Source organism: Stenotrophomonas sp. 112478_Sma (genome assembly GCF_056479905.1).
This window is the reverse complement of sequence record NZ_CM151072.1, coordinates 169,235-190,617: the sequence shown is the minus strand read 5'-3', so window position 1 is coordinate 190,617 and position 21,383 is coordinate 169,235. Positions and strand designations below refer to the sequence as shown.

The following is a 21,383-nucleotide window of genomic DNA, read 5'->3' as shown; positions in this document are numbered from 1 at the left end:
AGCAACCACGACAACGGCGGGCCCGCATAATGCAGGCAATGGATGACCATACGATACCCACTGGCAGCGCGTGCCGCGGCGCGGGCTGGACGCTGATCTCGCTGCGTCCGCAGGGCCAGCATGCGGCGCTGCGCCGCGCCGTTGCTGGGCTCGGCGGGCAGCTGGTGGCGCTGTCGCCGTGGCGGCTGCAACGCTTGCAGGGCCCTGCCGTGGTGCGCCAGCTGCAACGCGCGCTGAACTGCGATCGGGTGGTGTTCACCAGCCCCGCAGCCGTCACGGCGGCTGCCGCGCTGCTGCCGCTGCGCCCGGCGCAGCACAGCCCGTGGCTGACGGTCGGCGAGGGCACCGCGCGCGCGTTGCAGGCGCACGGCATCAGCGAGGTCCACGCGCCGCAGCGGATGGACAGCGAAGGGTTGCTGGCCCTGCCTGTACTGGCGGCGGTACAGGGCCTGCGGATCGGGCTGGTCACCGCGCCCGGTGGCCGGGGCCTGATTGCCGCCCGGCTGCAGGCGGCGGGTGCCAGCATCGAACGTGCCGATGTCTATCGGCGCCAACCACTGCGCCTGTCGCCTCGCGCCCTGTCACGGCTGGGAGAGTGTTCTGCGCCCTGGCTGATGGCGGTCAGCAGCGGTGAAGCCCTGCAACGTGTGTGGGAGCAGCTGTCGCCGCAGTGGCAGCAGCGGCTGCAGGCCCATGCCACCGCGCTGGTCGCCAGCGAACGGCTGGGCGTGCAGGCGCAGGCGCTGGGCCTGCGGGTGGTACGCAGCGCGGGGCCGACCACCCCGCAGTTGATCGCCGCTGCACACACCACGCTCACCGGGCCGGCAGCGACCTGAACAGGGACGTGGGTCACGCTTGCCGCTGTCGTCGGCAACAGGGATGCTGTGCTTGACGCTGCCTGCCGGAACCCTTCCGGCGACGCCGCCGACAAGGAAGCCTGATGAACGACACCGCCCCCGTTTCCCCACCCCGCCGCTCCCTGCGCTGGCTGCTGCCGCTGGCGGTGGTGGCCGTGCTCGGTGCAGGGGGCTATGCCGGTTGGCGTTTCTGGCAGCAGCAACAGCATGAGCAGGAAGCACAGTCGCGGACGATGGCGGTGCAGTTGCAGGGCCTGGAGGCCACGCTGGATGCGCTGCGTCGCGACCAGCGCGCAACCAGCCAACGCCTGCAGGACGCGGCCGCAACCAACCGCGTGCTGCGCGACGAGATGCTGGGCCTGTCGCAGCGCAGCGCGCTGCTGGAGGAAAACCTCGCCAAGCTCGCCGACAGCGCCAACCAGGGCCGGCAGGCCGTGCAGCGCGACGAGGCCGAACTGCTGCTGACCCAGGCCGCACAGCGCTTGAACTACGCCGACGATGTCGAAGGTGCCCGCCGTCTTTATGCACAGGCCGCGACCGCGCTGGCCGCGCTGCCCGACAGCGAGGGCCTGAACCTGCGCCAGGCGCTGGTACAGGAGCGCGATGCCCTCGATGCGTTGGGTGCCGGACCCCGCGTTCAGGCGCTGCAGCGACTGGATGCGTTGGCCGGCGCCCTGCAGGGGCTGCCGACCCAAGTGGCCAGTACGCCGGCCGGCGACCAGACGCGAGCGTGGTGGCAGGCCGCTCTGGCGCCCTTCGTCGATATCAGCCCGAGCCGCCAGAACGGTCCGCTGACCGCCGCCGAACGGCGCAACGCCGACGATGCGCTGCAACTGGAACTGACCCTGGCCCGGGCGGCGATCGAGCGCGGCGACCGTGCCGGCCGTGACGCCGCGCTGTCGCGCGTGGAGCAGTGGGCACAGCGGCGCTGGCCGGATTCACCGGCCCTGCGCGCGCAGCGTGCTGAACTGCAGGCCTTGCGCGAGCTTCCCTTGCAGACCAGCAACACCGTCCTAGGCAGCACCCTGCAACAGCTGCGCACCCAGACCGACCGGAGGCTACCCGAATGAAACCCCTGCAATCCCTGGTCGTGCTGTTGCTGGCCGTGGCCATTGGTGTGGTCGCCGCGCAATGGCTCGGCACCGACGATCTCAACCGCTACGGCGAAGTGATTCTGCGCTATGGCGGCTACGACTATCACAGCAACCTGCCGAAGGTGGCGCTGCTGACGGTGATTGCAGTGCTGGTGCTGTGGCTGCTGTGGAGCCTGATCGCCGCACCGTTCCGTGCGTGGGGCCGCTACCGCCGCAAGCAGGGCCGGGTGCGCCTGATCGATGGCCTGCAGGCTTACGAGCACGGCCAGTGGCAGCGCGCGGAAAAGCTGCTCGACGGCGCCGCCAAGGATCCGGAAGTGAGCGCGGTGGCGCTGGCCAATGCCGTGCGCAGTGCACAGGCACGTGCTGACGCCAGCGCAGGTGAGGCGCTGCTGCAGCGGCTGGGTGAATCCGATGCCACCCTGCAGGCGCTGCTGCGCGCCGAGCAGCTGCTGGCGCGCGACCTGCCGGTGGACGCGATCAACGTGCTGGATGTGGCCGCGATCCAGCCGCTTCCGCCGCGTGGCCTGTGGCTGCGCACCGAGGCACTGGCCCGCGCCGGTCGTGCGCACGAAGCGTATGGACAGCTGGGCGCCCTGCGTCAGAGCAAGGTGCTGCCGGCCGAATCCAACAGCGAACTGGAAGCGCGCCTGGCCGCGCAGGCGCTGCTGGAAGCGGCCGACGTCAATGCGTTGGCCGCGCAGTGGGAAGCCACGCCGAAAGCGCTGCGGCCGACCCCCGACGTGGTGGGCGCCTATGCCAGCCGCGCGGTGGCGCTGAACTGGGACGAGCCGGCGCTGCTGGCGCTGGAGCACGCCCTGGACCAGCGTTGGGACGACGAACTGGTGGCCCTGTATGGCCGCCTGCCGGCCGAACGCCTCGCCACCCGCCAGGCCAACCTGCAGCGCTGGCGCAACGTGCATGACGATTCGGCGGCGCTGCGCCTGGCACAGGGCCGCGTCGCCCTGGCCCAGCAGCAATGGGACGCTGCCGATACGTTCCTGCACGAAGCGATCGCCAGCGGCGCCGGTGCCCCGGCCTGGGAAGCGCTGGGTGAGCTGTTCGCCCAGCGGGGTGAACATGCCCTGGCCGCGCAGTGCCTGGCCAACGCGCTGCGCCTGCAGCGCGGCGAGGACAGTGTGGCGCTGGTGCGCACGGCAGGGGCCGGTGCCGATGAAGTGCCGCCACGCGCCACCGTGGAAGATCTGCCGACGGTGCCGCAACCGCCGGTGTACAACGCCAACGAAGAGCGCGACGAGTTCGGCAACCCCCGTCTTCCCTGACCGGTGCAGTGCCGGCGAAGGGTCGGCACCCCACCGGGTCCGCAACGAAAAAGCCGCCCATCCGGGCGGCTTTTCCATGTACAGCCTTCTGCAGCGATCAGCGCTCGACGATCGCCACCACGCCCATGCCGCCTGCCGTGCAGATCGACACCAGCGCGCGGCCGCCGCCGCGTTCGGCCAGCTGCTTTGCGGCCGTGGCGATCACACGCGCACCGGTAGCGGCAAACGGGTGACCGGTAGCCAGCGACGAGCCCAGCAGATTGATCTTGTCCGGATCGATGCGGCCCAGCGGTGCCTCCAGGCCCAGCCGGTTGCGGCAGTAATCCTCGCTCTCCCACGCGCGCAGGGTGCACAGCACCTGTGCGGCAAACGCTTCGTGGATTTCGTAGATGTCGAAGTCCTGCAGGGTCAGGCCATTGCGCTTGAGCATCTCAGGCACGGCCACGGTCGGTGCCATCAGCAGGCCTTCGCCGTGCACGAAATCGACCGCCGAGACATGCGCATCGCGCAGGTAGGCCTGCGGCTCGTGCCCGTGGGCGCGGGCCCATTCCTCGCTGGCCAGCAGCACCGCCGCGGCACCATCGGTGAGCGGCGTGGAGTTGGCGGCGGTCAGGGTGCCGCGGCCGGACACCTTGTCGAACGCCGGCTTCAGCGTGGCCAGCTTTTCCAGCGAGGTATCCGGGCGCAGGATGTTGTCGCGCTCCACGCCGCGGAACGGCGCGATCAGGTCGTTGAAGAAGCCACGCTCATAGGCGGCGGCCAGCTTCTTGTGCGAGGACACCGCCCACTCGTCCTGCGAGTCACGCGAGATGTTCCATTCCTTGGCCATGTCCTCGCAATGATCGCCCATGCTCTTGCCGGTGCGCGGTTCGGCCACGCCCGGAAACTCGGGCTTGAGCTCGGAGAACTTGAAGCCGGAGGTCAGCGCGCGGATCTTGTCGCCGGTGCTCTTGGCGCGGTTGGCGGCCAGCAGGCGTGCACGCAGCTTCTTGCCGTACACGATCGGCACGTCGGAAGTGGTGTCCGACCCGCCGCCGATGCCCGATTCGATCTGGCCCAGGGCAATCTTGTTGGCGACGGTGATGATGCTGTCCAGCGACGTGCCGCAGGCACGCTGCAGGGTGATGCCCGGGGTGAGCGGCGACAGTCCGGAGGACAGCGTGGCTTCGCGGCCCAGGTTCCAGTCGCTGGAGTGCTTGATCACCGCACCCATCGCCACTTCACCCAGCTGCTGGCCGTGCAGGCCGAAGCGTTCGACCAGCGCACCCAGTGTGCGTACCGACATGCCGAGGTTGCCGACATCCGAATACGCGGTGTTCTGGCGGCAGAACGGAATGCGGACGCCACCGAGAATGGCGACGGGACGAGCGTTGGGCATGGAGATACCTGGCATGGATGAGGGTGTCTGCAACATGGCCTGCACGACAGAGCAGGCATAATGGGGCCAAGTGTAGCTGCCGCCCTGTGATGGGCCAACCGTGGAACCATGAGCAAACCCGACCCCGCGATGAATGCCCTTGGCGTGCTGGCCCTGGAGCTGGCCGGCGGCGAGATCCCCCGCCAGGCGGTACTCAGCGCAGACCAGGCCGGTGAACTGGCCGAGCGCGTCGGCCGAGACCTGTCCAAGCTGGTACCGGCCGTGGCCGAGCTGGACCTGGTCCTGGCCGCCGCCCATTTCGACCCGGCCGAAGTGCTGCGCCCGGGCTGGCCGATCCATCGCCGTCTGGAAGAACTGCAGATGCGCGCGCCGGGCCGCAACCAGGGCCCGCGGCTGCTGGCCTTCGGTACCGATGCCAATGGCGATGTGCCGCTGCCGTTCCAGGCCGATTCGACGCTGGTGGGTGGCGGCCTGCGTGTGCTGCCGTTCCTGCTGACCGGCAGTGATGTGGCGACCACCCGTGCGGTGGCCGATGCGTTGGAAGAGGTGCTGCTGGCCAATGGCATGGCCCATGCCGATACCGCGCTGATGGCGCAGAACAGTTTCGGTGCCCGCATCGAGCATGCGCGCTATTTCACCGTGAACGACCTGGCCGCGATGATGTCGATGCAGTACGACAACCAGGGCCTGGCCGCGCTGTGGCCGTTGATCGAGACAGCGATCATGGCGCCGGGCGAGGATGAATGGCTCGAGGCCGCACCGGAGCCGTTGCTGCGCTACAGCCATGGCGAGGCGCGCATGGCGTTGTTCGATCCGGCCGGCTGGTGCGCCCACTACAATCATGACAGTGGCGACTGCGATCGCCTGCAGGGCATCTATGAGCAGTTCCTGATGCGCCAGCGGCAGATGGCGGCAGTGCTGGAAGCACACGGTGTGCCGGTGCTGTTCGTGCATTGCGAGGCGGGACAGGACGCGCGCGAGTTGCTGGCGCGCTGACAAGGAAACGGCGGCCGCGTGTTGTAGAGCCGAGCCCATGCTCGGCTCAGGCCGCCGGAAGAGCAGCCGAGCGTGGGCTCGGCTCTACAGAAAGCGATGCAAAGAAAAACGCCGGCCTGCGCCGGCGTTTTCCAATCCAGCGGGGCTGGCCTTACGGGGCCTTCTGGATCACTGCGCAGGCCAGGCGCGCACCGGCGTTGCCGGTCGGCTGGCTGGTGTAGTCATCCGGATCGGCGTGGACGATCAGGCCACGGCCGATGATGTCGAAATCATCGCCCTTGCCGATGTTCACGTTGCTCGACACCGGGCCATCGATGGTGGCCACGCCCTTGTCGTCGGCCTTGATGTTGGGCATGTCGCCACCGTGGTGCGGATCACTGGCCACGCTGCCATGGTCCTGCTTGCCCGGGTTGAAATGACCGCCGGCGCTGGTGCCGTCCGGCGCACTGCAGTCGCCCTTCTCGTGGATGTGGAAACCGTGTTCGCTGCCGGGCTTCAGGCCACTGATCTGGCCCGTGACGTGCACTTTGCCGTCAACCCGCTTGAAGGTGACGCTGCCCTTGGTCTCGTTGCCCTGGGTGGGTGCCAGCTCGGCCGTGGCCGAGGCATCGGCGGTGGACGCCGGTTCTGCAGCGGGCGCCGGTTCGGTGGTTGCGCTCTCGGCCGGCGCGGCCGGCGGTGTCTCGGTCTGCGGGGTGTCGGCCGGCTTGCCGCAGGCCGCCAGGCCCAGGGTGGCGATGGCCGCGAACAGCGAAGTATGGATCAGACGCATGGATGCTCTCCTTGGAAGATGGCCGGCGGCGATCAGCGCGTCACGCGGATCACGCCGCAGGCGATGCGAACGCCGGCATTGCCGGCAGGCTGGCTGCGATAGTCATCGGCATTGGCATGCACGACCAATGCGCGTCCTGCGATATCGGTGGCGGCGCCTCCGCCCAGAGTAACGCCCTTGAGGTGGATGTCGACGTTGGCGCGGCCCTGGGCATCGGCACGCAGGTTGTCGATGTCGCCCAGGTGATGCGTGCCGGCACCGGCGCGACCGTGCGCGACGCCGCCGGGATTGAAGTGATTGCCCGCACTGCTGGCATCCACAGCGCTGCAATCACCACGCTCGTGGATATGGAAGCCTGCCTGCTGCATCGGCTGCAGGCCACCGACCAGGCCGGTGATATGTACGCCTGCCGGTTCGACCTTCAGCACCAGCCGGCCACTGACGATGCTGGCCGACGCCGGGGCCAGATTCGCCTCGGCCTGCTGTGCGGTACTGGTCACGACCGGCGGCGGTGGCGTGGGCTGCGGCTTCGGCGTACTGCCACACGCGGACAGCAGCGCGGCGGCGGACAGCGGAAGAAGGGCAGGTAACAGGCGCATCGAAGACTCCTTGCAGGTGACACTACGGACGGCATCGTCCATGAGGGATCAACGGTTCGGCAAGCGGATGCGAGGATCGCGTGCAGGGACCGTTCAATGGGGGCCGCGGCGGCGGCCTGCGCCCAGCTTGCGGGTCAGCGTGTTGCGGCCCAGGCCCAGCCGCGCCGCTGCTTCCGCGCGCCGACCGTGGGTGATCTGCAGGGCAGCGTCCAGCAGGGCGTGATCGACGCGCTCGCGCACCTGCGCATGCAGCCCTTCCACGCCCTCCGCCAGTTGCCGCCGCGCCCACTCCGACAGCAGCGCCTCCCACTGCCCCGGGTCGGTGCCGCCGGTGCTGCTGCGCCGGGTGCGTGCCCGGTTGAGCGCGGTATCCACGTCGGCCACGCCGATGGTATCGGCGGCGGCCAGTGCGGCCATCCGCCAGCACACGTTCTCCAGTTCGCGCACATTGCCCGGCCAGTCGTGCTCGCGCAGCGCCTGCAGTGCAGCGGCGGTCAAGCGCTTGGCCGGCGTATCCAGCCGGCGTGCGGCCGCCGCCAGGAAGGTGGTAGCCAGCTGCGCGATGTCCTCGCGGCGCTCACGCAGCGGCGGCAGCTGCAGGCGCACCACGTCCAGGCGATGCAGCAGGTCGGCGCGGAACAGCCCCTGCGCCACCCGTCCTTCCAGGTCCTGGTGGGTCGCTGCGATCACGCGCACATCGACACGGATCAGTTCGCGACCGCCGACACGGAAGAACTCGCCCTGCGCCAGCACGCGCAGCAGGCGCGTCTGCAGCGGCAGGGGCATGTCGCCGATTTCATCGAGGAACAGGGTGCCACCGTCGGCCTGCTCGAAGCGGCCGATGTGCCGGCGCTGTGCGCCGGTGAATGCGCCGGCTTCATGGCCGAACAGTTCACTCTCCAGCAGCTCGGCGGGAATGGCGGCGGTGTTCAATGCCACGAACGGGCCCTGCGCACGCGGCGATTCGCGGTGCAGCGCGTTGGCCACCAGCTCCTTGCCGGTGCCGGTTTCACCGGTGATGAGCACTGCCAGCGGCGCCTGCGCGAGCCGGCCGATGGCGCGGAACAGCGCGCGCATCGGCGGCGTATCGCCAACCAGCTGCGGCGACGGGTCGGCGGAGGCCTCCGTGGCCGGTACCGGCGCGGCCAGTGCCGGCGCGACCGCCGGCAGCACGCGCTGGGCCAGCGCTACGGCATCATCCAGATCGAACGGCTTGGACAGGAATTCGTGCGCGCCGCCGCGGAAGGCGCCCGCCGTGCTGGCGACATCGGTGTAGGCCGACATCACCACCACCGGCAGCTGTGGCAAGGCAGCCTTGAGCTTGTCGAGCAGCACCAGGCCGTCATCGCCGGGCATGCGCACATCGGTGAACAGCAGTGCCGGCGGAGAGCCCTCGGCCAGCGCCTGCAGGGCGGCGGCGGCGCTGTCGAAATCATCGACCCGGTAGCCCGCCTCGCGCAGCGCGGTGCACAGCACGAAGCGCACGGCGCGGTCATCGTCGACCACCCAGATCCGCTGGGGTGAAGGGGACGCGTCAGACATCGCGCGGGGCCTCCTCGGCCGGAACGGTGCCGCTGCCGATCGGCAGCAGCAGGGTGAATACGGTATGGCCGGGCCGCGAGCGGTAGGTCAGCGTGCCGCGATGCTCGCGCGCGACCTGCTGGGCCAGCGCCAGGCCCAGGCCGGTGCCTTCGGCGCGACCACTGACCAGGGGCAGGAACAGGTGTTCGGCCAGCTCCTCGGGTACGCCACGACCGTCGTCGGCGATCTCCAGCCGCAGCGCCAGCGTATGCAGCCGCTCGGCAACCCGCGCACCATGCTCCACGCGCGTGCGCAGGGTGATGGTGCCCGCGCCGGCCTGGATCGCATTGCGCACCAGGTTCCACACTGCCTGGGTAAGGCGGTCGGCGTCGCCATCCAGCTCGGGAATGCTGGGGTCGTAGTCGCGTTGCAGGCGCACCGCCCAGCCCGCTTCGTTCTCGGCCAGGCGCAGCACGCGCTCCAGTGCTGCATGAATGTTCAAGGCGGCATGCGGTGCGGCCGGCGCCGGCGACAGCAGCTGGTCAAGCAACCCGTTGAGGCGTTCGATTTCCGAACCGATCAGTTCGATCAGTTCGCGCTCGCTGGCATCGCGCTGTGCGGCACGGCGCGCCAGCAGCTGCGCCGCGCCTTTCAGGCCAGCCAGCGGGTTGCGCAGTTCGTGGGCCAGGCCCTTCAGCGCCGCGCTGAGTGCGCTCGGCAAGGCCTGGGTGGGGTCAAGCCCGGGGAACTCATCGACCGGATGCGCCTCCAGCAGCCAGCCGCCATCATCACGGCGGCTCATCCAGCCTTCGGCGAAGCGGGGTGCCTCTCCCGGTACCGCAAGTGCCAGCCGGTGCAGGCGCAGGCTGTCACGCTCGTCGCGGGCCAGGAAGTGGGCCAGCGCCTCGCCCTGCACCTCCAGCGCCGCCAGGGGCTGGCCCAGCAGGCGACGGCCGCTGACGCCCAGCCAGCGGCCGAAGGCCGGATTGCAGCCGGTGATGCGGCCGTCGGCAGCGGCCCAGGCCAAGGGGGTACCCAGGGCATCGAGGGACGGTGGCGGCGCGGGGTCGGACATTGCACCAATGTAGTGCAAAAGCGTGGCAGATGCGTTCCTTCCGCAGCCCGAAGCGCTGGACGCTTTGGCAAAGTCAGTGCTGTAGGCACCAACTATGGCGAATCGCATGAGTACGAACTATGCCGAACTGTAGTTTCAGGGCGGGTTCCCAGATTCGACAGTTCAGGGCACTGCGGAACCAGATGAGAGCGTACGCCTGTTTGGCCAGCCACGAACGCATTCGTGAGAATGAAGCGTTAAGAGTAGCGGACCATCTTAGGTGCCGAAGGCTAGCACCCTTGCTCAGGCCCTCAGATTGCCTCGGTTGCCGCTTCCCCAGCCTCGAGGCACTATCCAGTGGCGGCCGGCTTGGCTGCATGGAAGGCGCTCAGGGGGAGCGAAGATATGCGCTTGGAAGCAATCAGCATTACCAACTTTCGTTGCTATGGGGATGAGATCCGGGTCGAACTGGACGACTTGACTACTTTTGTCGGCCGGAACGACATCGGCAAGTCAGCGATTCTGGAAGCGCTGGAAATATTCTTCAACGCAGACGTGGTGGCCATGGAGCAGGGAGATGCTCATGTTCACAGCGTAGACAAGACCGTTTCGATCACGTGTGAGTTCTCGGAGCTTCCGCCAACACTGACGTTAGACGCGGGGGCAGATACCACGTTGGCCGATGAGTATCTTTTGACCTTGGACGGCCGGCTGAAAATTCGTAAAACCTACGACTGCACCAGCAAGAAGCCATCCGCAGAGGTGCTGGTGCTTGCGTTTCACCCCACTGCGGCCAATTACGACAACCTGCTGGAATTGAAGGAGAAGGAGCTCCAGAAGAGGGTGAAGGACCTTGGCTTGGCGGTTGCATTGAAGGGCAACCCTGGCATGCGCCGCGCACTTTGGGCGGCCGCTGGCGACCTCAAGCTTCAAGAGGTCGCGATCGCGGTCGGCAAGTCCAAGGAGGACGTCAAACGTATCTGGGACCAGATTGAGCCTCACTTGCCGATGTTCGCTCTCTTCCAAAGTGATCGGAGCAGTCGGGACTCGGACAGCGAGGTCCAAAGCCCGATGAAGGCAGCCGTCGCTGCGGCCATTGCAGAGGTCCAAGATGACATCGCTCGAATCCAAACAAAGGTTCGCGAGAAGGCCGAAGAGATTGCGAAGAACACGCACAGAGCTTTGACCACGATTGATCCCAACCTTGCCAGCGAACTTACACCAGAGTTCAGCCCTCCCACCGCCGCCAAGTGGCAGGGACTGTTTTCGCTCGGCCTGAACACCGACGATGGCATACCGTTGAACAAGCGAGGCAGCGGCGTCAGGCGGCTTGTGCTGGTGAGCTTCTTCAAAGCCGAAGCGGAGCGACGGCTCAAAACCAGCACCAAGCGCAGCATCATCTACGCGATCGAGGAGCCAGAGACGGCTCAGCACCCCAGCAACCAACGGATTCTCATCGACTCCTTCAAGGTATTGTCAGAAGACCCCGGCTGTCAGGTTGTATTGACCACTCACAGTCCCGGATTTGCCTCGGCGCTACCCCAGCAGAGCATTCGTTACATCTCTCGCCACTCCGACACGAAAAAGCCGCAGGTTGAGTCGGGGGTCGACGTGTTCGGTAAGGTGGCTGAAGCATTGGGCGTAACGCCTGACAGCCGGGTCCAGGTACTAGTGTGCGTCGAAGGTCCAACCGATGTACTAGCCTTGAAAGCCCTTTCCAAAGCGCTCCACGAGGTCGACTCCAACCTGCCAAATCTTTCATCCGATGAGCGACTGGCATTTGTTGTCCTGGGCGGTGGAACGCTGGAGCACTGGGTCAATCACCACTACCTGCGGGGCCTAGGCAAGCAGGAGGTGCACATCTACGACGGCGATGTCCCGGCATATGCCCTAAGCGCGCAGCAGGTCAATGACCGTGGGGACGGGTCATGGGCTGTCGTCACAACCAAGCATGAGATTGAGAGCTACTTGCACAAGGACGCAATTGCGCTCGCGTTCGGATTTGAGATTGAAGTCACTGATCACCCCATGGCGGGCAAAGCTGTTCCAAAGGTCTTCGGGGAGGCTTTTGTCGCCCACGCCGGCGTAGGCAGTCCGCTTAAAGACTCCAACGCCAAGAGAAAGTTGGCTCAGCATGCGTTCCCTTGCATGACAGCAGCCATGTTGGAAGAGCGTGATCCCGATGGCGAAGTTCGTGGTTGGATGCGTCGGCTAGGCGAGATGTTGGCTTAAATGCCCCTTTGGGTCGGAAACTGGCCTTCGGTACCCCCGATAAAAGTCCATAGACCCAGTATTGGATATCTGCTCCCCAAGGCTAAGCTTTGGGCAAATGCCCCCTTTCGGCCAGAAGCGGACGTCAGGTTGCGCTGCCGAGCCGCTCTTGACCAACCTGGCGGCGTTGTCACGTCATCGCCCAACCCGCCACGGCAGCCAGCAACACGACCAGAACCGGCGGAGCACGCGCAACGACCAGTAGCCCAAACGCAACCAGTGCCATCGCGACATCCCATCGGTCATGGATCGCGCTGGTCCACACCGGGTCATACAACGCCGCCAGCAGGATGCCGACCACCCCGGCATTGACGCCTGCAATCGAAGCTTGGAGATCCTTGCGGTGGCGCAGGGACTTCCAGAACGGCAGCACCCCCACGAGCACAAGAAAGGCTGGCAGGAAAATGACCACCAACAGCGCAAGGCCTCCTGCCCAGCCACCGAGCGACCCCTCGGCTATAGCCCCCAAGTAAGCCGCAAAGGAGAAGAGAGGGCCCGGCACCGCCTGCGCCGCACCATATCCGGCGAGCAGATCCGCCGTGCTCACGGAGCCGCTTTGGACAACCGCGGTCTGCAGCAACGGCAGCACGACATGGCCGCCGCCGAAGACCAGGGCGCCAGCGCGGTACACACCCTCCAACAGCACGGCCAAGGGGGAGCCGCTAGCCACCGCCCACAAGGGCAGCAGAACAAGCGGCAGGACCAGTAGCACCAGTGCCACCGTGCCGGTTCTTCGCGAGACGGAATAGCCGCCGTCTAATTGGCCGGAAGCCGGTTCGATATTCAGTACCCAGCGACCGAGCAGTCCGCTGGCGATGATCACCACGATCTGGCCGGCGACCGAGGGCATGGACAAGGTCAACACAGCCGCGAAGACCGCCATCGCTGCCCGTAGACGATCCGGGCACAGGGATCGGGCCATTCCCCATACTGCTTGGGCCACCACTGCAACTGCCACGATCTTCAGGCCATGCAGCCAGCCGGATTCAATGATGGCCTGGTATTTGGCAACGCCCAAAGCGAACAGGAACATCAGCACGGCCGACGGCAGCGTAAAGCCGGCCCAAGCGGCCAACAGGCCAGGCCAGCCGGCGCGACGCAAGCCCAGCGCCATGCCTACCTGGCTGCTGGCCGGGCCTGGCAGTAGCTGGCACAGGGCCACCAGATCGGAGTAGCTACAGTCCGTCAGCCAACGGCGGCGTTCGACGAACTCGAGGCGGAAGTAGCTCAGGTGGGCGATTGGACCGCCAAACGAAGTCAGCCCCAGTCGCAGGAACACTAGGAAGACGCGCCATGCGCTGTCGCTTGTCGTGGGATTCAGCGCCCGCATGGGGCATGACCTCCTGTGGTTCTCAGCGGTGGCAAGCCCAGCCTGGCAATGGGATCACAGCGTCGAGCTTCCGGGGTGCCCGGTCACCAACTCTCCATCCTCCTTTCGGAATGGTCCGGGCAGCGGCGGCAGGATCTCCAGCACCACTTCCGAAGGCCGGCACAGACGAGCACCCCTATCGGTTTGTACGAAAGGACGATTGATGAGTATCGGGTGCGCCAGCATCGCATCAAGCAGCGCGTCGTCGCTCAGCGCTGCGTCGCCTAGCCCGAGTTCGTCATACGGCGTTCCCTTCTGCCGGATGGCATCGCGCACGCTCAACCCCGCCGCCGTAATGAGCTCGACCAGGCGCGCACGGCTGGGTGGGTGGGCCAGGTAGTCGATCACGTCCGGTTCGATCCCGGCAAAGCGGATCAGCGCCAAGGTGTTGCGTGAGGTTCCGCACTTGGGGTTGTGATAGATGACAGCGTTCAAGCACTTTCCTCCTGGTTCAAAACGGTCTCCACTACGCCTGCAGCGGCCGCCAGCGCCGCCGTCTCGACGGCCCCTTTGCGTTCGCTGTAACGGTCCACCAGGTAGTCACTGCGCCCGCGCACCAGCAGGGTGAACTTGACCAGTTCCTCCATTACGTCCACCACGCGATCGTAATACGCCGAAGGCTTCATTCGACCGTCGTCATCGAACTCCTGCCAGGCCTTGGCCACCGAGGACTGGTTGGGAATTGTCACCATCCGCATCCACCGGCCGAGCACGCGCAGCGCGTTGACCACGTTGAACGACTGGGAACCGCCGCAGACCTGCATCACTGCCAGCGTACGGCCCTGGGTGGGGCGCACGCTGCCCTCTTCGAGCGGCAGCCAGTCGATCTGGTTCTTGAACACCGCCGTAAGGGTGCCGTGGCGTTCCGGGCTGACCCACACGTGTCCTTCCGACCACAGCGAGGCCTGGCGCAGCTCCTGCACCTTGGGGTGAGTGGCCGGCACCGAGTCAAGCATCGGTAGCTCATGTGGATCAAAGAGGCGGGTTTCCGCCCCAAGCTGCTCCAGCAGCCGCTGCGCCTCCAGCGCCAGCTTGCGGCTGAACGACCGCGGCCGCAGCGACCCGTACAGAATCAGGATGCGTGGCCGGTGTGGCTGCGCGGCCGGATCGTTGAGCTTGGCGGCCGTGGGAATGTCCATGGCACCCGGGACCACGTTGGGGATCTGCTGCACGGGGGTTGTCCTGTCATTTTGCTTCGATTATTCTAGAATCATGGAACATAAGAACGCAACCCACGCCCTGGCAGCCCTCGGTCATGCCACCCGCCTGTCGATCTTCCGTCTACTGGTTCAGGCTGGCAGCGCCGGCAAGCTGGCCGGCGACATTGCCCAAGCCCTCTCTTTGCCTGGCGCCACGCTCTCCTTCCACCTGAAGGAACTGCTGGCTGCGGGACTGATCAGCGCCGAGCAACGTGGCCGGACCATCTGCTACCGGGCTGAGTTCGTGGCGATGAACGAGCTGGTGGCCTACCTCACCGAAAACTGCTGTGCCGACGAACAGGCCTGTGAACGCCCCGCAGGCTGCTGACCCCCATATCCCAGAGATCGCCCAAATGACCCGTCGTGTTCTGTTCCTTTGTACCGGCAATTCCGCGCGCAGCGTGTTGGCCGAATCGACCCTGAAAATGTGGGGCGAAGGTCGCTATCAGTCCTTCAGTGCAGGCAGCCAGCCAGCCGGTCGGGTCAATCCGTTCGCCATTGCCCAATTGCAGCGCGAGGGCTTCCCGGTGGAGGGCCTGCGCAGCAAGTCCTGGGACGAATTTGCCGAAGCGGATGCTGCTGCCATGGATCTGATTGTCACCGTGTGCGACAGCGCGGCCGCTGAGGCGTGCCCGGTTGTGTTTGGCGATTTCGTGCGCGTGCACTGGGGCCTGTTCGACCCGGCCGGTGTGGAAGGCTCGGATGCACAGAAGGCTGAAGCGTTCGACCGGGCACATCAGATCATCAAGGCCCGGCTGAAGGCCTTCCTGGAGATTCCTGACGGGGCATGGGATGACCGTGAGTCTCTCAAGGCCCAGCTTGATCCGATTGCGCAGATCCACTGACCGTCTTCCCGGAAAACCCCATGACCACTGACACCTCCCGCCTGTCGTTTCTGGACCGGTACCTGACGCTTTGGATCTTCGCCGCCATGGCGCTCGGCGTCTGCCTGGGCGCGATGTTCGAAGGCGTGCCCAGCGCGTTGAACAGCCTTTCCGTGGGGTCGACCAACATCCCGATCGCCATTGGCCTGATCCTGATGATGTACCCGCCGCTGGCCAAGGTGAAGTACGAGGAACTGCCCACCGTCTTTGCCGACAAGCGCGTGCTGATGCTCTCGCTGCTGCAGAACTGGATCGTGGGCCCGTTCCTGATGTTTGGCCTGGCCGTGCTGTTCCTGCGCGACTACCCCGAGTACATGACCGGCCTGATCCTGATCGGCCTGGCGCGCTGCATCGCCATGGTGCTGGTGTGGAACCAGCTGGCCCGCGGCGACGGCCAGTACGTGGCCGGCCTGGTGGCATTCAACTCGATCTTCCAGATCGCGCTGTTCAGCGTCTACGCGTGGTTCTTCCTTTCCTGGTTGCCGCCGGTGTTCGGACTGCAGGGCAGCGTCATCGATGTCAGCGTCTGGACCATCGCAGAGGCGGTTCTGATCTACCTGGGCATCCCGTTCCTGGCCGGTTTCCTCACCAGTCGATGGCTGAAGGCGCGCAAGGGCGTGCAGTGGTATGAAGAGAAGTTCCTGCCTGCCATCAGCCCGATAACGCTCGCCGCACTACTGTTCACCATCGTGGCGATGTTCAGCCTGAAAGGCGGTGACGTACTGCGGATTCCCATGGACGCGGTGCGCATCGCGATCCCGCTGACGTTGTACTTCATCATCCAGTTCGTCATCAGCTTCTTCATGGGCAAGCTGATCGCCAAGGATTATCCACGCACCACTGCGATCGCGTTCACCGCGGCAGGCAACAACTTCGAACTGGCCATCGCGGTAGCCATCGCGGCCTTCGGCCTGGCCTCGCCGGTCGCCTTCGCCGCCGTCATCGGCCCGCTGGTGGAAGTGCCGGTACTGATCCTGCTAGTCCATGTCGCCCTGCGGCTGGGCAAGCGCTACTTTCCTGCCGACGCACGGAGCCGCTGAGCCATGAGCACCACCCGACACATTCCATTGCTGATCCTTGGTTCCGGCCCGGCCGGCTGGACCGCCGCTGTCTATGCAGCCCGCGCCAATCTAAACCCGGTGGTGATCACCGGCCTGCAGCAGGGTGGCCAGCTGATGACCACCACCGAGGTGGACAACTGGCCGGGTGACGCCCATGGCCTGATGGGCCCGGACCTGATGGCACGCATGCAGGCCCACGCCGAGCGCTTCGAGACCGAGGTGATCTTCGACCACATCCACACCGCTGACGTGTCGCAGCGCCCGTTCAAGCTGATCGGCGACAGCCACGAGTACACCTGCGATGCGCTGATCATCGCCACCGGCGCCACCGCTAAGTACCTGGGCATTCCGACCGAAGAGGCCTTCAAGGGCCGCGGCGTCTCCGCCTGCGCCACCTGTGACGGCTTTTTCTACCGTGACCAGGACGTGGTAGTGGTGGGTGGCGGCAACACGGCCGTGGAAGAGGCGCTGTACCTGTCCAACATCGCCCGCAAGGTCTACCTGGTCCACCGCCGCGACACCCTGAAGGCGGAAAAGATCATGCAGGACAAGCTGTTCAAGAAGGTGGCCGAAGGCAAGATCGAAACCGTCTGGCACCACCAGGTGGAGGAAGTGCTGGGCAACGACGCCGGCGTGACCGGTGTGCGCGTGAAGTCCACCCTGGACGGCGGCACCCGCGACATCGATGCCCACGGCTTCTTCGTGGCCATCGGCCACCACCCGAACACCACCCTGTTCGATGGCCAGCTGGCGATGAACAACGGCTACCTGGAAATCCGCTCCGGGCTGGGCGGCAACGCCACCCAGACCTCGGTGGAAGGCGTGTTCGCCGCAGGCGACGTGGCCGACCAGCACTATCGGCAGGCCATCACCTCCGCCGGCTTCGGCTGCATGGCCGCACTGGATGCCGAGCGCTATCTGGATGCACTTAAGATCTCCGATCAACAGCAGCACAGGAACGCCGCCTGAGTGCAGAGATGTGAGGAATTCCAGATGGACAGCGTCGATGTGGTGGTGATCGGAGGTGGGCAGGCGGGTCTTTCGGCTGGCTACTTCCTGCGTCGCAGCGGGCTGTCCTATGTGATTCTTGATGCTGAAACGTCACCTGGTGGGGCGTGGCAGCATGCGTGGAAATCCTTGCATCTGTTCTCGCCGGCGGGCTGGAGCTCGATTCCCGGTTGGCCGATGCCCGCCACCCGGGAACCGTACCCTTCGCAGGCGGAAGTGCTGGACTACCTCACGCGCTACGAGCACAAATATGCACTGCCCGTCGTCCGTCCCGTGCAGGTGGAACGCGTCAGTCGTTCGGGAACCCGGCTGCTGGTGGAAGCAGATGACGGCCGACAGTGGCATACGCGTGCAGTGATAAGCGCCACAGGTACCTGGCGGCATCCCTACACGCCCGACTATGAAGGTATGGACGCATTCGGCGGCGTGCAGCTGCACTCGGCCCACTACAGCCATCCTGGATCCTTTGCCGGAATGCGCGTGGCGATCATCGGCAGCGGCAACTCAGGGGCACAGATTCTGGCCGAGGTATCAAAGGTGGCCGACACCACTTGGATCACCCAGGGCAAGCCAGCCTTCCTGGCCGACGATGTGGACGGGCGCGTTCTGTTCGCACGCGCAACCGAGAAGTGGAGGGCCCAGCAGGAAGGCCGCGAACCGGATGTTCCGCAGGGTGGTTTTGGCGACATCGTCATGGTGCCGCCGGTGGTGGATGCACGGCGCCGCGGTGTACTGGTCTCCATGCCGCCACCCGTCCGTTTCACCGCCACCGGCATGCAGTGGGCAGATGGCAGCGAACGCAACTTGGACGCCGTGATCTGGTGCACCGGCTTCCGGCCGGCGTTGTCGCACCTGGAAGGAATGGGCATGGTCAACGCCCTGGGTCGGATCGACGTGGATGACACCCAGGTCCGTTCGGTCGCAGCGCCATCGGTCTGGCTGCTTGGCTATGGCGACTGGAATGGCGCAGCGTCGGCCACGCTGATCGGGGTGACCCGATACGCGCGCGAGGCAGTAAGGCAAATCAGCGACTACGTTGGGGCTTTTTCTCCGCTGTCATCTGGCGCGTGAGCCTCGGCGCCATTGCCCAGCGCCCGCACCTGCGATTGCAGGGTCATGCGGTCCAGCGCTTCAGGCTTGAGCGCCAAGAGCAAGCCGAGACGATGCTGGAGCTGGTGAAGCGTGCTCAGGAACGCCTTGTGGACCTGCTCCGCGCTGCCCTGTACTGCAGCCGGGTCGGGGATACCCCAGTGAGCCGTAACCGGGTGACCTGGCCACACTGGACACGCTTCACCCGCTGCGCGATCGCACATGGTCACGATCAGATCCATCTGTGGTGCTTTCGGACCTGCGAATGCCTCCCACGGCTTGCTCGACAGCCCGGCAACGTCGAAGCCAATCTCCGAGAGCACCTGCAGGGCCACTGGATGAACTACGCCCTTGGGATAACTGCCGGCACTGTAAGCGCGGATACGTCCGCGCCCTAAATGGTTGGCTAGTGCCTCGGCAAGAATGCTGCGCGCCGAGTTGCCTGTGCAGAGGAACAGAACATTCAGGGTACGCATACCATCGCAACTATTTATCTAGAACAATCGAAGTATTACCTTCCCATATGTCAGTTCGATGACCGCCGGAAAGGACGCGGGCACCTTTCGGTGCCCGCTTCGCTCATTCAATGACCCGACGACAGCGCGGTGCCTGGCGTACGGTGCTTTCCCAGGCGATCAACCAAGGTCTCACTTGCATCGTTGAGACCGAACACTTCAACGGTCGCGCCGTGCTCGCGCAGCTTCATCACTACCCTGTCGAGCGCATCAACGGCGGTCAGGTCCCAGAAGTGGGCGTCCTTCAGATCGATTTTGACGTTCTTGGGGACATCCAGATAGTTGAAGCTGCTCACGAACTGTCCGGCAGACGCAAAGAACACCTGCCCCCTCACAACGTAGACGCGCGAGTCGATGTCGACCTGGGTGTCGTCGATGCTCAGCATCTTTCCGACCTTGCGGGTGAAGAACACGGCCGACAGGACCACGCCTGTCAACACGCCCTTGGCAAGGTCGTGGGTAGCCACGGTCACGATGACCGTCCCAATCATCACAATTGAAGAGCTCTTGGGATGAACGGCCAGCTCGCGCAGCGAGCGCCAGCTGAAGGTTCCGATGCTGACCATGATCATCACCGCGACCAGTGCGGCCATTGGAATCTGACTCACCAGGTTTGACCCATAAACAACGAGGAGGAGCAGAACCACGCCGGCCACCAGGCAGGAGAGACGGCCTCGGCCACCGGAAGTGATGTTGATCACCGACTGGCCGATCATTGCACAGCCTGCCATGCCCCCAAAGAAGCCCGTTACGGTGTTAGCCAAGCCTTGGCCCGCACATTCGCGATTCTTCTGGCTCGGGGTATCGGTCATGTCTTCGACGATCTGCGCGGTCATCAGCGATTCCAACAAGCCAACGACCGCCAAAGTCGCCGAAACCGGCAGCAGGATCTGGAGTGTCTCCCAGGTGAATGGCACGTCCGGAATCAGGAACGACGGCAGGCTGTCAGGCAGCGCCCCCATGTCGCCTACGGTGCGTACCTGGAAGCCGAAATACATGGAAGCGGCCGTAAGAACCACGATCGCCACCAATGCCGAAGGAACGGCTTTGGTCAGCAGCGGCAGCAGGTAGATGATTGCCAGACCCACAGCACAGATCGCATACACCATCCACGGCATGCCGATGAGCTCGGGAAGCTGCGCCATGAAAATGAGAATCGCCAGTGCATTCACAAATCCGGTCACCACCGAGCGCGACACAAAGCGCATCAGCGAGCCCAACCGCAGGGCGCCGGCCAGCATCTGCAGCACGCCGGCCAGGATGGTGGCGGCAAACAGATACTGGATGCCGTGCTCGCGCACCAGCGTAACCATCACCAACGCCATGGCGCCGGTCGCAGCCGAGATCATGCCAGGGCGGCCACCGGCGATGGCGGTGATGACGGCGATGCAGAACGAGGCATACAAACCTACCTTTGGGTCGACGCCGGCGATGATGGAAAACGCGATTGCCTCAGGAATCAGGGCTAGCGCAACGACGATGCCCGACAGCAGGTCACCACGGATGTTACCGAGCCATTGCTGGCGCAGGGGATAAATTGCAGACATAGGAAATGATCTCCGCGCACAGCCGTGCGCGCCAAACGAAAGAAACAGGCACCCTTCCAGACCTAAGTGTCTGGATCGCTTCTTCAATCAAGCGTCAGGGTGGAGTCATCGCTAGCCGATCCGTTAGGTATTTGACGGTCTATTGTAGGCCAGCATAGCGCCTGAGGGGAAATCCGGCATTGCGGTCGCCTCGGTGCATTCTCAAGGGTAGCTTCCCAGATCCCAAGATCATTTCGCAGGCGAGGTCGACAAGCTGGTAGGCAGTTGATCAGACTGAATTGAGCTCTGACCGAATCGCCAAAGAACAGGTGGACATTCGCCGCGGGTCCTATGTCCCGCTATCGGCCATAAGCAGACATCCACCCCATCCCTGATAAACATCCCTAGGCCGCAGCAGACCTCAAGCCTGCTGCGGTCAATTGGTTTTGGGGCAGACTACGCCAATGGCCTAAATTCCCCTAGGTCAGTGAGTCTAGCCCGTCCCTTCTAGGACGCCTTGGGCCACTTCAAGTTGATGCATCGTCCGCACAGAAGATCCCATGCATCGCGCCCAGCAGTGCTGCAACGCGCGGGTCTGCCATGCGGTAGATGATCGACCGCGATTCCCGCCGGGTCGCTACAAGCTTTCGTTGGCGGAGTTCGCCCAGTTGCTGGGAGAGCGCCGGCTGTCGAATGCCAGTTGCGTCCTCAAGTCCGCCCACCGTCATTTCACCTTGCGCGAGCTGGCATAGCAGCAACAGGCGCGAGGGGGTGGCCATGAAGCGCAGCAACTCGGCCACTTCGGGTACGCGCTCCTTCATCTTGGCTAGGTCAGACGGGCTGAATGGGGGGCTGGTCACAGGCAATGGCAACTTGGGTGGCTGAGGTGATGCGAACACCATGGGTA

Annotated in this window: 21 protein-coding genes; 10 read left to right on the top strand and 11 right to left on the bottom strand. The window is 65.2% G+C overall.

Annotation, left to right across the window (positions count from 1 at the left end; genetic code table 11):
* Positions 1-29: 29 nt before the first annotated feature.
* The 3 genes from ACZK08_RS00805 (at position 30) to ACZK08_RS00795 (ending at position 3,234) form a co-directional block, all read left to right on the top strand.
* The gene (locus tag ACZK08_RS00805) at positions 30-836 is read left to right on the top strand and encodes a uroporphyrinogen-III synthase (protein WP_065182066.1); all 807 of its coding nucleotides are present in this window, start codon (positions 30-32) and stop codon (positions 834-836) included.
* Between the two features lie 104 nt (positions 837-940).
* Positions 941-1,927, top strand: coding sequence for a uroporphyrinogen-III C-methyltransferase (locus ACZK08_RS00800; protein WP_065182067.1), 987 nt, complete (start codon positions 941-943; stop codon positions 1,925-1,927).
* Positions 1,924-3,234, top strand: coding sequence for a heme biosynthesis HemY N-terminal domain-containing protein (locus ACZK08_RS00795; RefSeq protein ID WP_053518053.1), 1,311 nt, complete (start codon positions 1,924-1,926; stop codon positions 3,232-3,234). Before ACZK08_RS00800 ends, ACZK08_RS00795 begins: the two co-directional genes overlap by 4 nt.
* A gap of 97 nt (positions 3,235-3,331) precedes the next feature.
* On the opposite strand, the gene ACZK08_RS00790 is transcribed toward ACZK08_RS00795, so the two are convergent.
* Positions 3,332-4,627: an acetyl-CoA C-acetyltransferase gene (locus tag ACZK08_RS00790; protein WP_111186508.1), complete on the bottom strand. Its 1,296-nt coding sequence runs from the start codon at positions 4,625-4,627 to the stop codon at positions 3,332-3,334.
* A 93-nt stretch (positions 4,628-4,720) separates the two neighbouring features.
* Here ACZK08_RS00790 and ACZK08_RS00785 point away from each other — a divergent pair, with 93 nt between their 5' ends.
* The gene (locus ACZK08_RS00785) at positions 4,721-5,608 is read left to right on the top strand and encodes a hypothetical protein (RefSeq protein ID WP_065182068.1); all 888 of its coding nucleotides are present in this window, start codon (positions 4,721-4,723) and stop codon (positions 5,606-5,608) included.
* Between the two features lie 151 nt (positions 5,609-5,759).
* On the opposite strand, the gene ACZK08_RS00780 is transcribed toward ACZK08_RS00785, so the two are convergent.
* The 4 genes from ACZK08_RS00780 to ACZK08_RS00765 all read right to left on the bottom strand — a co-directional run bounded on the left by ACZK08_RS00780 (position 5,760) and on the right by ACZK08_RS00765 (position 9,575).
* Complete coding sequence (locus tag ACZK08_RS00780) at positions 5,760-6,380, bottom strand: superoxide dismutase family protein (RefSeq protein ID WP_065182069.1); 621 nt, start codon at positions 6,378-6,380, stop codon at positions 5,760-5,762.
* Between the two features lie 32 nt (positions 6,381-6,412).
* The gene (locus ACZK08_RS00775) at positions 6,413-6,979 is read right to left on the bottom strand and encodes a superoxide dismutase family protein (RefSeq protein WP_053518061.1); all 567 of its coding nucleotides are present in this window, start codon (positions 6,977-6,979) and stop codon (positions 6,413-6,415) included.
* Between the two features lie 93 nt (positions 6,980-7,072).
* Entirely contained in the window at positions 7,073-8,521 is a 1,449-nt protein-coding gene (gene ntrC, locus ACZK08_RS00770) for a nitrogen regulation protein NR(I) (RefSeq protein WP_065182070.1), read from the bottom strand.
* Positions 8,514-9,575, bottom strand: coding sequence for a two-component system sensor histidine kinase NtrB (locus ACZK08_RS00765; RefSeq protein WP_053518064.1), 1,062 nt, complete (start codon positions 9,573-9,575; stop codon positions 8,514-8,516). The genes ntrC and ACZK08_RS00765 overlap by 8 nt, the downstream gene beginning before the upstream one ends.
* 384 nt (positions 9,576-9,959) lie before the next feature.
* On the opposite strand from ACZK08_RS00765, the gene ACZK08_RS00760 reads away from it, so the two are divergent.
* On the top strand, positions 9,960-11,786 hold the full coding sequence (locus ACZK08_RS00760) for an ATP-binding protein (RefSeq protein WP_005407583.1): 1,827 nt from the start codon (positions 9,960-9,962) through the stop codon (positions 11,784-11,786).
* A gap of 169 nt (positions 11,787-11,955) precedes the next feature.
* Here the strand turns inward: ACZK08_RS00760 and chrA are convergent, their stop codons facing one another.
* From chrA to arsH, 3 genes are read right to left on the bottom strand one after another with little or no spacing between them, the layout of a single operon-like run.
* Complete coding sequence (gene chrA / locus ACZK08_RS00755; protein ID WP_005407582.1) at positions 11,956-13,155, bottom strand: chromate efflux transporter; 1,200 nt, start codon at positions 13,153-13,155, stop codon at positions 11,956-11,958.
* 54 nt (positions 13,156-13,209) lie between these two features.
* Positions 13,210-13,629, bottom strand: a complete 420-nt coding sequence (gene arsC, locus ACZK08_RS00750) for an arsenate reductase (glutaredoxin) (protein WP_005407581.1) — start codon at positions 13,627-13,629, stop codon at positions 13,210-13,212.
* Positions 13,626-14,366, bottom strand: coding sequence for an arsenical resistance protein ArsH (gene arsH, locus ACZK08_RS00745; RefSeq protein WP_005407580.1), 741 nt, complete (start codon positions 14,364-14,366; stop codon positions 13,626-13,628). The genes arsC and arsH overlap by 4 nt, the downstream gene beginning before the upstream one ends.
* A gap of 40 nt (positions 14,367-14,406) precedes the next feature.
* On the opposite strand from arsH, the gene ACZK08_RS00740 reads away from it, so the two are divergent.
* Genes ACZK08_RS00740 through ACZK08_RS00720 form a run of 5 tightly spaced genes read left to right on the top strand, consistent with a single transcriptional unit; the run spans position 14,407 to position 18,417 of the window.
* Positions 14,407-14,721: an ArsR/SmtB family transcription factor gene (locus tag ACZK08_RS00740; RefSeq protein WP_005407579.1), complete on the top strand. Its 315-nt coding sequence runs from the start codon at positions 14,407-14,409 to the stop codon at positions 14,719-14,721.
* A gap of 25 nt (positions 14,722-14,746) precedes the next feature.
* Positions 14,747-15,238 carry an arsenate reductase ArsC gene (locus ACZK08_RS00735; protein WP_005407578.1) on the top strand — a complete coding sequence of 164 codons (492 nt, stop codon included), beginning with the start codon at positions 14,747-14,749 and terminating at the stop codon, positions 15,236-15,238.
* A gap of 20 nt (positions 15,239-15,258) precedes the next feature.
* Positions 15,259-16,317 (top strand): ACR3 family arsenite efflux transporter, encoded by a 1,059-nt coding sequence (gene arsB, locus ACZK08_RS00730; RefSeq protein WP_005407577.1) that lies wholly within the window; start codon positions 15,259-15,261, stop codon positions 16,315-16,317.
* A gap of 3 nt (positions 16,318-16,320) precedes the next feature.
* Positions 16,321-17,307, top strand: coding sequence for a thioredoxin-disulfide reductase (gene trxB, locus ACZK08_RS00725; RefSeq protein WP_005407576.1), 987 nt, complete (start codon positions 16,321-16,323; stop codon positions 17,305-17,307).
* A 24-nt stretch (positions 17,308-17,331) separates the two neighbouring features.
* On the top strand, positions 17,332-18,417 hold the full coding sequence (locus tag ACZK08_RS00720; RefSeq protein WP_054170680.1) for an ArsO family NAD(P)H-dependent flavin-containing monooxygenase: 1,086 nt from the start codon (positions 17,332-17,334) through the stop codon (positions 18,415-18,417).
* Here the strand turns inward: ACZK08_RS00720 and ACZK08_RS00715 are convergent.
* The 3 genes from ACZK08_RS00715 to ACZK08_RS00705 all read right to left on the bottom strand — a co-directional run bounded on the left by ACZK08_RS00715 (position 18,378) and on the right by ACZK08_RS00705 (position 21,297).
* Positions 18,378-18,911: an arsenate reductase ArsC gene (locus ACZK08_RS00715; RefSeq protein ID WP_005407573.1), complete on the bottom strand. Its 534-nt coding sequence runs from the start codon at positions 18,909-18,911 to the stop codon at positions 18,378-18,380. The genes ACZK08_RS00720 and ACZK08_RS00715 overlap by 40 nt on opposite strands.
* Before the next feature lie 107 nt (positions 18,912-19,018).
* On the bottom strand, positions 19,019-20,497 hold the full coding sequence (locus tag ACZK08_RS00710) for a SulP family inorganic anion transporter (protein WP_005407572.1): 1,479 nt from the start codon (positions 20,495-20,497) through the stop codon (positions 19,019-19,021).
* A gap of 506 nt (positions 20,498-21,003) precedes the next feature.
* A complete protein-coding gene (locus tag ACZK08_RS00705; RefSeq protein WP_032965477.1) occupies positions 21,004-21,297 on the bottom strand; it encodes an ArsR/SmtB family transcription factor in 294 nt (97 codons plus the stop codon).
* Positions 21,298-21,383: the final 86 nt, after the last annotated feature.